Raw genomic sequence first — 11609 nt, 5'->3', positions numbered from 1 at the left:
GAGGTGGTATGCACCAACAAACTGACGACGGCGACGCTTGAGGTGCAGAAAGGCGGCGCCATGCGGGGAAACATCGAACATACCGGTGGCACGTTGAAATCAAACGGCGTGCAGGTCGATAACCACGGTCACGGCGGCGTACAACGGGGCGGGAACTGGACGGAGGGCACAAAATGACAGCGCGTTATCTGGGGATGAACCGCAATACCGGCATAGGTATCAGTGACAGTGAGCATATCAGCCAGAGCATGCGCGACATTCTGCTGACGCCGGTCGGCTCGCGGGTAATGCGTCGTGAATATGGCTCGCTCCTGTCTGCGCTGATTGACATGCCGCAAAACCCGGCGCTCAGGCTGCAAATCATGGTTGCGTGCTATTCCGCGATCCAGAAATGGGAACCACGCATCAGGCTTATCTCCATCAGCTTTGAGCGCGGCGATACTGGCGAAATGTATGTCGATATTACCGGGATGCGTACCGATACCGGTGCGTCAGTTTCAACCACTGTTTCACTGAGTTAAATCACTATGGCAACCGTTGACCTGAGTCAGTTACCCGTTCCAGACGTGGTTGAGGAACTGGACTATGAAACCATCCTTGCGGAACGCATTGCGACGCTGATTTCGCTCTATCCCGAAGACCAACAGGAAGCCGTCGCCCGGACGCTCGCACTTGAGTCTGAGCCAATTGTTAAATTGCTGCAGGAAAACGCCTACCGAGAGGTTATCTGGCGTCAGCGTGTCAATGAAGCTGCACGCGCAGTGATGCTGGCTTATGCCATAGACAGTGACCTCGATAATATCGGGGTAAATTTCAGTGTTGAGCGTCTTGTCGTCACGCCTGCTGATGACACCACCATTCCACCCACCCCGGCAGAAATGGAACTCGACGCCGATTATCGTCTGCGTATACAGCAGGCTTTTGAGGGGCTGAGCGTGGCGGGGCCTGTCGGGGCGTACCAGTATCATGGCCGTAGTGCTGACGGGCGCGTCGGCGATATTTCAGTTATCAGCCCGTCGCCAGCCTGTGTGACGATTTCCGTGTTGTCACGTGAAAACAACGGCGTCGCATCTGAGGAACTGCTTGCAATTGTGCGCAATGCCCTGAACGCAGAAGATGTCAGGCCGGTCGCTGACCGGGTGACGGTACAGTCAGCCGAAATTGTTAACTACCAGATTAACGCCACGCTTTATCTTTATCCCGGCCCGGAAAGTGAACCCATCAGGGCGGCGGCTGAGGCAAAGCTGAAAGCCTATATCAGCGCGCAGCACCGCCTCGGGCGCGATATCCGTAAATCAGCGATTTATGCCGCCCTGCATGTTGAGGGGGTTCAGCGGGTGGAGCTGGCGGCACCGGTCGCAGATATTGTTCTCGATAACACACAGGCATCCTTTTGCACTGACTACAGCCTAGTAATCGGGGGATCTGATGAATGACTCACGATTATTGCCGGTGGGCTCATCGCCACTGGAAGTCGCCGCCGCAAGGGCATGTGCAGAGATTGAAAGGACGCCGGTCAACATCCGCGCGTTGTGGAATATTGACACCTGCCCGGAAAATTTGTTGCCGTGGCTGGCGTGGGCGTTTTCTGTCGACCGGTGGAATGAGAACTGGCCGGAGGGAACAAAACGTGCCGTTATCCGTGATGCATATTTCATTCACTGCCACAAGGGGACTATCGGCGCAATCCGTCGGGTAGTGGAGCCTCTCGGCTATGTCATCAATGTAACGGAATGGTGGGAAAGCGGCGACCCGCCAGGTACATTCCGGCTTGATATCGGGGTGCTTGAAAGTGGCATTACCGAAGAAATGTATTTCGAAATGGAACGACTGATTGCGGATGCAAAACCAGCCAGTCGTCATCTGACTGGCCTGAATATTGTCCAGGACATTCCCGGTTATTTGTATACCGGCGGCGTGTCCTGCGACGGCGATATTATTACGGTTTACCCGGGATAAGTGAGGAATAATGAGCACGAAATTTAAAACCGTTATCACCACTGCCGGAGCCGCTAAGCTTGCTGCGGCCACCATGCCGGGCGGTAAGAAAATAAATCTTAACGTTATGGCTGTTGGTGACGGCGGCGGAAAGCTGCCGGATCCTGAAGCCGGTCAGACGCAGCTTGTTAATGAGGTCTGGCGTCACACTCTGAATAAAATCAGCCAGGACAACCGGTACAGTAATTACATTGTGGCCGAGCTGGTTATTCCGCCGGAGGTGGGCGGCTTCTGGATGCGTGAGCTTGGCCTTTACGACGATGAAGGGACGCTGATTGCTGTTGCCAATATGGCCGAAAGCTACAAGCCAGAACTGGCCGAGGGCTCAGGGCGTGCGCAGACATGCCGCATGGTCATCATTGTCAGCAGTGTCGAGTCTGTGGAGCTTTCCATTGACTCAACGATGGTGATGGCGACGCAGGATTATGTCGACGACAGGCTCGCCGAACATGAAAAATCCCGTCGTCATCCTGATGCCACTCTTAAAGAAAAAGGGTTTACTCAGCTCAGTAACGCGACAGACAGCGAGTCTGAAACGCTCGCAGCGACGCCGAAAGCTGTCAAGACAGCGTATGACCTTGCTAACGCGAAATATACAGCTCAGGACGCCACCACAACGCGTAAAGGCATTGTGCAACTCAGCAATGCCACTGACAGTACGTCTGAGACACTTGCCGCGACACCGAAAGCGGTCAAGGTGGCATATGACCTTGCTAACGCGAAATATACAGCTCAGGACGCCACTACAGCGCGTAAAGGGATTATCCAGCTCAGCAATGCCACTGACAGCACGTCTGAGACGCTGGCCGCAACGTCGAAAGCGGTTAAAGCGGCTATGGATAATGCGAACGGGCGGCTGGCGAAAAACAGTAATGGCGGCGATATTCCTGACAAAAAACAATTTGCGAGAACTATCGGTGCCGTGACCTCTACCAATATCACATTTAATAATGCTTCTGGATGGTACAAAATCGCCACAGTTGTAATGCCGCAGGCTACATCAACTGCGGTGATTAAATTATATGGAGGGGCGGGGTTTAACGCTGGTTCATCTGAACAAGGGGCAATCAGTGAACTGGTACTGCGTGCCGGTAATGGTTCACCTGCTGGAATAACTGCCACGTTGTGGAGACGCTCGCCTGCTGCGGCTAACGAGGTCGCATGGGTTAATACATCAGGCGACACCTACGATATTTATATTAATATCGGCCAGTATGCGTACTGGTTAATTGCGCAATATGACTACACCGGTAATGCAAATGTCACGTTGCACAGTACGCCTGAATATTCATCAGTACAGCCGGGGAACTCAACCAGCGGTCAGACATATACAATTTACAGTAGTCTGATGAAACCAACAGCCGGTGATGTGGGGGCATTGCCGATTACAGGGGGGCAGCTTAACGGACCGCTGAGTATTGGTACTGACAATGCACTGGGAGGTAATTCGATTGTGCTCGGTGATAACGATACAGGGTTTAAACAGGATGGCGACGGCATTCTGGGTATTTACGCCAATAATGCCCGGGTCGGTTATATCGACAATTCCGGGTTACACATGTCAGTAGATGTTCTCACTAATGGTGGCATACGAGCAGGTGACGGGAAAAGGCTGTCACTGACGAGTAATAATAATTCGACAATGACAGCCACGTTTAATTTATGGGGCGACGCAAACAGGCCAACAGTTATTGAACTGGACGACGATCAGGGATGGCATCTGTACAGCCAGCGAAATCCTGATGGTTCGATTGTCTTTACGGTCAATGGCGATATCACCGCTAACACGCTTCGTGCAGGCGGGGCTATCTATCAGAATAACGGCGACATCTTTGGTTCGCTATGGGGAAATGGCTGGTTAAGTACCTGGATTAATAATAATCTCGTCTTAGATGTTCAGTTAGGGGCTGGCACATCAGTGACTACCTGGAACAATGCAGGTTCCTGGCCTAACACTCCCGGATATGTAGTTACCTCCGTCTGGAAAGATTATCAGGGCGAAAATATTGATGGTATTAATTATGCGCCTTTGCAAAAACGAGTCGGGAGTCAGTGGTATACCGTACAAGGGGGAACGGTATAATGAAAAAATATCAGAATATCAAAAATTTCAGACTTATTGACGCGCCCGTAAACAGGGATAAAACTCAGGCTGAAATAAATATAGGTGCATATTTTCTGAAGTCGGACGATGGACAGGACTGGTATGAGTGTCAGTCATTATTTTCTGATGATACTGCAAAAATAATGTACGACCATGAAGGGGTTATCTGGGGTGTCGTTAATAAGCCAGTCCCGCAACGTGGCAACACATATTCTGTATCAATGTTGTGGCCGGTTAATATGTCTGTTGCGGAAATAGACGCTGCTGACTGCCCTGATGATTGCCGTGGTGATGGTACGTGGTTATATCAGGACGGTAAAGTCGTTCAACGGGGTTATTCTCCGGAAGAGCTGCGTAAAAATGCCGAGGCTGAAAAAATTCGTCGCCTTTTTGAAGCTGAATCAGCCATCGCACCACTGGCGCGGGCAGTAAAACTAAAAATTGCCACAGATGAAGAGATTAAACGGCTTGAAGCATGGGAACTCTACAGCGTAATGGTAAACCGGGTGGATACATCTGCGCCTGACTGGCCGGATATACCACGCTAAATATTCAGGTGGGTTTATTACCCGCCTTTTCTTTTTCCTGTCGTTGTGCCATCAACCTGACAGCCGGTACAAATAGCCCCCTCTTGTGTACTGACCTGAAAATATACTCACCCCTTAACCACGGAGTTAACCGGATGAGTGATTTTCACCACGGCACGCAGGTCATCGAAATTAATGACGGTACGCGTGTCATTTCCACAGTAGCGACTGCAGTCGTTGGCATGGTCTGTACAGCCAGTGATGCAGATGCCACGCTGTTTCCCCTCAATGAGCCGGTGCTGATTACCAATGTGCAAAGCGCCATTGCGAAAGCCGGTAAAAAAGGCACGCTGGCTGCATCACTGCAGGCCATCGCAGACCAGTCAAAACCCGTCACTGTTGTTGTACGTGTTGAGGATGGAACCGGCGATGACGAGGAAGCTGCGCTCGCACAGACTGTTTCCAACATTATCGGAGGTACGGATGAGAACGGTAAATACACCGGTATCAAGGCTCTCCTGACTGCTCAGGCCGTCACCGGCGTCAAGCCGCGTATTCTTGGGGTGCCGGGGCTGGATACTAAAGAGGTCGTGGTCGCGCTTGCGTCGGCTGCCATTAAGTTACGTGCATTTGCTTACGTCAGCGCGTGGGGATGTAAGACTATTTCCGAAGCGATGGAATATCGTAAAAATTTCAGCCAGCGCGAGCTGATGGTTATCTGGCCTGATTTCCTCGCGTGGGACACCGTCAAAAATACCACCGCAACGGCTTACGCCACTGCGCGTGCACTCGGCCTGCGTGCTTACATCGACCAGACTGTCGGCTGGCACAAAACCCTGTCTAACGTTGGTGTACAGGGCGTTACCGGCATCAGCGCCTCAGTGTTCTGGGATTTGCAGGCATCCGGCACCGATGCTGACCTGCTCAACGAGGCCGGGGTTACAACGCTGGTACGCAAGGACGGTTTCCGCTTCTGGGGTAACCGCACCTGCTCGGATGACCCGCTTTTTCTGTTTGAGAACTACACCCGCACCGCGCAGGTACTGGCCGACACGATGGCGGAGGCGCACATGTGGGCGGTCGACAAGCCCATTACCGCCACGCTCATTCGTGACATTGTTGACGGCATTAACGCCAAATTCCGCGAGCTGAAATCAAACGGCTACATCGTGGAGGGTAAATGCTGGTTCGATGAGGAATCGAACGACAAGGAAACCCTCAAGGCCGGGAAACTGTATATCGACTACGACTATACACCGGTTCCGCCACTGGAGAGCCTGACCCTGCGCCAGCGTATCACCGATAAATATCTGGTGAATCTGGCTGAATCGGTCAACAGCTAAGGAGCCTGAAATAACATGGCACTACCCCGTAAACTCAAATATCTGAATATGTTCAATGACGGCCTCAGCTACATGGGTGTTGTTGAATCCGTGACGCTGCCGAAACTGACCCGCAAGCTCGAAAACTATCGCGGCGGCGGTATGAATGGCGCGGCAGCGATTGACCTCGGCCTCGACGATGATGCGCTCACCGTCGAATGGTCTGTCGGTGGCCTGCCTGATGTGGCGCTGTGGGCGCAGTACGCCGCCCCGGGTACTGATGCTGTGCCGCTGCGTTTTGCCGGTTCTTACCAGCGCGACGACACCGGCGAAATCGTGGCGGTCGAGGTGGTCATGCGTGGCCGTCATAAAGAAATCGACGGCGGCGAGAATAAGCAGGGTGAAAACACCTCGACCAAACTGTCGACTGTCTGCACCTACTACCGCCTCACGATTGATGGCAGCGACGTCATCGAAATCGACACCGTCAACATGATTGAGAAGGTGAACGGCGTCGACCGTCTGGAGCAGCACCGCCGCGCAATCGGGCTGTAATTCCCTGACCGGTCAGCACTGCTGGCCGGTTATTAACCCCATTCAGAACAGAGAAAAACATCATGGCAAAAGCACCACGTAAAACCGCTGAATTTATTGATACGGCTGGCAATGAAATTGACACCGTGAATCCGAATGTCGTGACCCTGGACAAACCAATTAAGCGCGCCGGTCAGACGATTGATAAAGTCACCCTGATTGAGCCGAACGCCGGTACCCTGCGCGGCGTCAGTCTGGCAGCGGTGGCGCAGTCCGAAGTCGACGCCCTGATTAAGGTGCTGCCCCGCATGACCTACCCCGCGCTCACCGCGCAGGAGCTTACCGCGATGAACCTGCCCGATATGTTGTCGCTGGCCGCTAAGGTGATTGGTTTTTTGTCACCGGCTTCGGCGGAATAGACTTCCCGCCAGACCTGTCGACTGATGACCTGATGGCGGATATCGCAGTGATATTCCACTGGCCGCCATCAGAACTCTGTTCCCTGAGCCTGAGCGAGCTCATCACATGGCGCGAAAAGGCGCTGCAGCGTAGCGGAAACCACAATGAGTAATAACCTGAGGCTTGAGGTATTGCTGAAAGCGGTCGACCAGGCGACCCGACCGCTTAAATCTATCCAGACCGCGAGTAAAATCCTGTCGGGTGATATTCGCAACACGCAAAAGGGTCTGCGCGACCTGAACGGTCAGGCGTCGAAAATCGACGGCTTTCGTAAGGCAAGCGCGCAACTGGCCGTAACTGGTCAGGCGCTTGACAAGGCGAAGCGTGAAGCCGGTGAGCTGGCTGTGCAGTTTAAAAACACCACCAGTCCGACCCGCGCGCAGGCGCAGGCGCTCGACGCGGCAAAGCGTGCCGCCTCTGAGCTGCAGACGAAATATAACAGCCTGAGAACATCGGTACAGCGCCAGCGCTCCGAGCTGATGCAGGCTGGTATTAATACCCGTACCCTGTCTGCCGATGAGCGTCGACTCAAAACTTCCATCAGCGAAACGACGGCGCAGCTTAACCGCCAGCGTGATGCACTGGCGCGCGTCAGTGCGCAGCAGGCGAAATTAAGCCGGGTGAAAGAACGATATAAATCAGGTAAAGAGCTTGCCGGTAACATGGCCGCAGCAGGCGCTGCCGGGGTAGGTATTGCGACAGCGGGAACGATGGCCGGGGTTAAATTGCTGATGCCCGGTTATGACTTTGCGCAGAAAAATTCCGAGCTGCAGGCTGTGCTCGGGGTCGAAAAGCAGTCGCCAGAAATGCAGGCGCTGCGCAAACAGGCGCGCCAGCTCGGCGACAATACTGCCGCCTCTGCTGACGATGCTGCCAGTGCGCAGATTATCATTGCAAAAGGTGGTGGTGATGCCGCCGCGATTCAGGCAACAACGCCAGTCACTCTGAATATGGCGCTTGCTAACCGTCGCACAATGGAAGAAAACGCCGCGTTACTGATGGGGATGAAATCCGCTTTCCAGCTCTCAAATGACAAGGTGGCACACATCGGCGACGTGTTGTCGACGGTGATGAACAAAACCGCCGCCGACTTTGACGGCCTCAGTGATGCAATGACCTATGCCGCGCCGGTGGCAAAAAACGCCGGTGTCAGTATTGAAGAAACCGCTGCAATGGTGGGCGCTCTGCATGATGCAAAAATTACAGGCTCGATGGCCGGTACCGGAAGCCGTGCAGTATTAAGTCGCCTGCAGGCTCCAACCGGCAAAGCATGGGATGCCCTCAAAGAGCTGGGCGTCAAAACCTCAGACAGCAAAGGCAATACGCGCCCGATATTTACCATCCTGAAAGAAATGCAGGCCAGCTTTAAGCGCAACAATCTTGGAACCGGGCAGCAAGCCGAATACATGAAAACGATATTCGGTGAGGAAGCCAGCTCATCGGCTAATGTGCTGATGGCGGCAGCGGCCAGCGGCAAGCTCGACCAGCTAACCGCCGCGTTGAAAGCGTCAGACGGCAAAACCGAGGAACTGGTTAAGGTTATGCAGGATAACCTCGGCGGCGACTTTAAAGAGTTCCAGTCTGCTTATGAGGCAATCGGTACCGACCTTTTTGACCAGCAAGAGGGCTCGTTGCGTAAACTCACCCAAACAGCCACGCAATACGTGTTAAAGCTCGACGACTGGATCCAGAAAAATAAGGGACTCGCGGAAACTATCGGCATTATTGCCGGTGGCGCACTTGCTCTGATTGGCATCATCGGCGGCATTGGTCTTGTGGCGTGGCCGGTAGTTATGGGGATTAACGCCATCATTGCCGCTGCTGGCGTTATGGGTACGGTCTTTACTGTTTCCGGCAGCGCCATTGTGACAGCTCTCGGTGCGATTACCTGGCCGATTATGGCTGTGGGGGCGGCGATTGTGGCTGGTGCGCTACTCATCCGTAAATACTGGGAGCCCATCAGCGCATTTTTCTCGGGGGTGATTGAGGGCATCATGAGTGCTTTTGCTCCGGTCGGGGAAATATTTACGCCACTGGCACCCATTTTTGACGGACTCGGTGAGAAGCTGCGCGGAGTCTGGCAATGGTTTAAAGACCTGATTGCACCGGTGAAGGCCACACAGGAGACGCTCGATAGCTGCAAAAATGTCGGCGTTATATTTGGTCAGGCACTGGCTTCGGCCTTGATGGCTCCGCTCAATGTTTTTAACAAGCTGCGCAGCGGTGTCGACTGGCTTCTCGAAAAGCTCGGCATTATCAACAAAGAGTCAGGCAACATCGACCAGGCCGCCGCCAGAACCAACGCCGCCATGCAGGGTAATTCCTATATCCCGGCAACCAGCACATATGGCGGCTATCAGGCTTATCAGCCCGTTACCGCACCGGCGGGGCGCTCTTACATTGACCAGAGCAAAAGAGAATACAACATCACTCTGCCGGGTGGTGTTGCGCCGGGGCATCAGCTTGACCGCCAATTACGCGACACGCTCGAACAGATTGAACGTGATAAACGTGCGCGCCAGCGTGCCAGTATGACCCACGATTTCTGAGGAAGGATAAAACGATGATGCTTGCGCTGGGAATGTTTGTTTTTGAACTCCGTACTCTGCCTTATCAGTCAATGCAGCATTCGAAAGATTACCGCTGGGCGTCTAATGACCGGGTAGGTAAACCGCCTGCATATCAGTTTCTCGGCGAGGGGGAAACCTCAATACAGCTTGCCGGTACACTTTACCCTGCCATTACCGGCGGTCATATATCCCTGCTGGCTGTGGAACTGATGGCCGATGAGGGCAGGGCGTGGCCGCTGATTGAGGGGACTGGCAAAATCCTCGGGATGTATATCATCGATAAGGTGTCGACCACGCACGCCGAGTTTTTCAGCGATGGCGCGGCAAGAAAGATTGATTTCACGCTTTCGCTAAAACGGGTCGATGAATCACTGACGGCAATGTTTGGCGACCTGAATAAACAGGCGAGCGAGCTTCTCGGCTCTGCCGGTAATCTGACCGATAAGCTGCAGGGTGCGCTCGGAGGGCTGACCACATGATTACGGGCATGACCATTGACGCCGGTGCCAGTCTTGCACCGGCATTTATGCTAACGCTGAACAGCCAGGACATTACCAGCAATTTTAGTGACCGGCTGATTTCTCTCACCATGACCGACAACCGGGGTTTTGAGGCTGACCAGCTCGACATTGAGCTCGACGATACCGACGGAAAAGTCGAGTTACCCCTGCGCGGGGCGGTGCTGACGCTGTGGCTTGGCTGGCAGGGTTCGGCGCTATTGAATAAAGGTGATTTTACGGTCGATGAGATTGAGCACCGGGGCGCGCCTGATACCCTGACCATCCGGGCGCGTAGTGCAGACTTTCGCGGAACGCTCAATTCACGACGTGAAGAATCATGGCACGATACCACCCTCGGTGAGCTGGTCAGCACCATTGCAAAGCGTAACAAACTGACGGCCAGCGTCGCGGATTCGCTGAAACAAATCCCGGTACCGCATATCGACCAGTCGCAGGAATCCGACGCGGTATTTCTTACCCGGCTGGCTGACCGAAACGGAGCGACTGTATCGGTTAAAGCGGGAAAACTACTGTTTCTGAAAGCCGGTAGTGCGCTGACGGCCAGCGGTAAGCCCATTCCACAAATGACGCTGACCCGCAGTGACGGCGACCGTCATCAGTTTGCCATTGCCGACCGCGGAGCTTATACCGGTGTAACAGCTAAATGGTTGCACACCAAAGACCCGAAGCCGCAAAAACAGAAAGTGACGCTGAAACGCCAGCCAAAAGAGAAGCACCTTCGCGCACTGGAACACCCGAAAGCAAAGCCGGTCAGCAAAAAGACGAAGTCCAGAAAAGAGCCGGAGGCTCGTGAAGGTGAGTATATGGTCGGTGAGGCAGATAACGTGCTGGCACTGACGACGGTCTACGCTTCCAGAACGCAGGCGATGCGCGCCGCTCAGGCTAAGTGGGATAAGCTGCAGCGAGGCGTTGCGGAGTTTTCAATTACGCTGGCGCTTGGTAGGGCTGATTTATTCCCTGAGACACCGGTGCGCGTGTCAGGCTTTAAGCGCGTCATAGACGAGCAATCTTGGTTAATCAGTAAGGTGACTCACAATATGAATAATAGTGGCTTCACGACGGGCTTAGAGCTTGAGGTTAAACTCTCTGATGTGGAGTACAGTGCGGAATCGGATGATGAATAAAATGTATTCACAAAAAGTGAATTAGTGATTATTATTGGTTCACGAATTGAGAATGAGAGGTGGGTTATGTTTCATTGTCCGAAGTGCCATCATGCCGCACATGCGCGAACAAGCCGCTATCTAACCGAAAATACGAAAGAGCGCTACCACCAGTGCCAGAATATCAACTGCAGTTGTACGTTTATGACAATGGAAACGATAGAACGCTTTATTGTTACTCCGGGATCCATCGACCCGGCACCGCCGCACCCGACTGTTGGTGGTCAGCGACCATTGTGGCTCTGATAAATTTTCGTTAAATGCCCGCCGCGTGCGGGTTTTTTTATGCCCTCAGTAAAGTGGCGGTAAAAAATCCACCGCCATTTTATCGCCACTCGAAAATGAGGTAACAAAAAAGCCACTCTTTAGAGTGGCTTAATTATATGATTTTAAAGCTAAAATTTGGTGGCC

At 53.3% G+C, this 11609-nt stretch carries 13 protein-coding genes and 1 pseudogene; all 14 read left to right on the top strand.

Annotated elements, in window-relative coordinates:
* Positions 1-177, top strand: a pseudogene (locus ACLD4F_RS21795) (phage baseplate assembly protein V); the annotation flags it as partial.
* Entirely contained in the window at positions 174-521 is a 348-nt protein-coding gene (locus tag ACLD4F_RS21790) for a GPW/gp25 family protein (protein ID WP_000127148.1), read from the top strand. The pseudogene ACLD4F_RS21795 and the gene ACLD4F_RS21790, both read left to right, overlap by 4 nt.
* A gap of 6 nt (positions 522-527) precedes the next feature.
* On the top strand, positions 528-1436 hold the full coding sequence (locus ACLD4F_RS21785) for a baseplate assembly protein (protein ID WP_001749791.1): 909 nt from the start codon (positions 528-530) through the stop codon (positions 1434-1436).
* The gene (locus ACLD4F_RS21780; protein ID WP_050178739.1) at positions 1429-1959 is read left to right on the top strand and encodes a phage tail protein I; all 531 of its coding nucleotides are present in this window, start codon (positions 1429-1431) and stop codon (positions 1957-1959) included. The genes ACLD4F_RS21785 and ACLD4F_RS21780 overlap by 8 nt, the downstream gene beginning before the upstream one ends.
* 10 nt (positions 1960-1969) lie before the next feature.
* On the top strand, positions 1970-4081 hold the full coding sequence (locus tag ACLD4F_RS21775) for a tail fiber protein (protein WP_079961385.1): 2112 nt from the start codon (positions 1970-1972) through the stop codon (positions 4079-4081).
* Positions 4051-4650 (top strand): tail fiber assembly protein, encoded by a 600-nt coding sequence (locus tag ACLD4F_RS21770; protein WP_114046401.1) that lies wholly within the window; start codon positions 4051-4053, stop codon positions 4648-4650. The genes ACLD4F_RS21775 and ACLD4F_RS21770 overlap by 31 nt, the downstream gene beginning before the upstream one ends.
* 134 nt (positions 4651-4784) lie before the next feature.
* Positions 4785-5972, top strand: a complete 1188-nt coding sequence (locus ACLD4F_RS21765; RefSeq protein ID WP_023171374.1) for a phage tail sheath protein — start codon at positions 4785-4787, stop codon at positions 5970-5972.
* Between the two features lie 15 nt (positions 5973-5987).
* Entirely contained in the window at positions 5988-6506 is a 519-nt protein-coding gene (locus tag ACLD4F_RS21760) for a phage major tail tube protein (protein WP_023171372.1), read from the top strand.
* Between the two features lie 62 nt (positions 6507-6568).
* Positions 6569-6904 (top strand): phage tail assembly protein, encoded by a 336-nt coding sequence (locus tag ACLD4F_RS21755; protein WP_001029726.1) that lies wholly within the window; start codon positions 6569-6571, stop codon positions 6902-6904.
* A 14-nt stretch (positions 6905-6918) separates the two neighbouring features.
* The gene (locus tag ACLD4F_RS21750; protein WP_322741397.1) at positions 6919-7056 is read left to right on the top strand and encodes a GpE family phage tail protein; all 138 of its coding nucleotides are present in this window, start codon (positions 6919-6921) and stop codon (positions 7054-7056) included.
* Positions 7049-9493 (top strand): phage tail tape measure protein, encoded by a 2445-nt coding sequence (locus tag ACLD4F_RS21745; protein WP_411011032.1) that lies wholly within the window; start codon positions 7049-7051, stop codon positions 9491-9493. The genes ACLD4F_RS21750 and ACLD4F_RS21745 overlap by 8 nt, the downstream gene beginning before the upstream one ends.
* A gap of 14 nt (positions 9494-9507) precedes the next feature.
* Positions 9508-9993, top strand: a complete 486-nt coding sequence (locus tag ACLD4F_RS21740; protein WP_000978862.1) for a phage tail protein — start codon at positions 9508-9510, stop codon at positions 9991-9993.
* Entirely contained in the window at positions 9990-11159 is a 1170-nt protein-coding gene (locus tag ACLD4F_RS21735) for a phage late control D family protein (RefSeq protein ID WP_023171367.1), read from the top strand. The genes ACLD4F_RS21740 and ACLD4F_RS21735 overlap by 4 nt, the downstream gene beginning before the upstream one ends.
* Positions 11160-11225: 66 nt before the next feature.
* Positions 11226-11444, top strand: a complete 219-nt coding sequence (locus ACLD4F_RS21730; protein ID WP_000468307.1) for a DNA-binding transcriptional regulator — start codon at positions 11226-11228, stop codon at positions 11442-11444.
* The last annotated feature ends 165 nt before the right edge of the window (positions 11445-11609 follow it).

Origin of the sequence: Salmonella sp. 741265050_HSA (assembly GCF_046569445.1) — a bacterium.
GTDB classification, from domain to species: domain Bacteria; phylum Pseudomonadota; class Gammaproteobacteria; order Enterobacterales; family Enterobacteriaceae; genus Salmonella; species Salmonella enterica.
The sequence above is the reverse complement of the archived record's forward strand: the minus strand, read 5'-3'. Positions and strand labels throughout refer to the sequence as shown.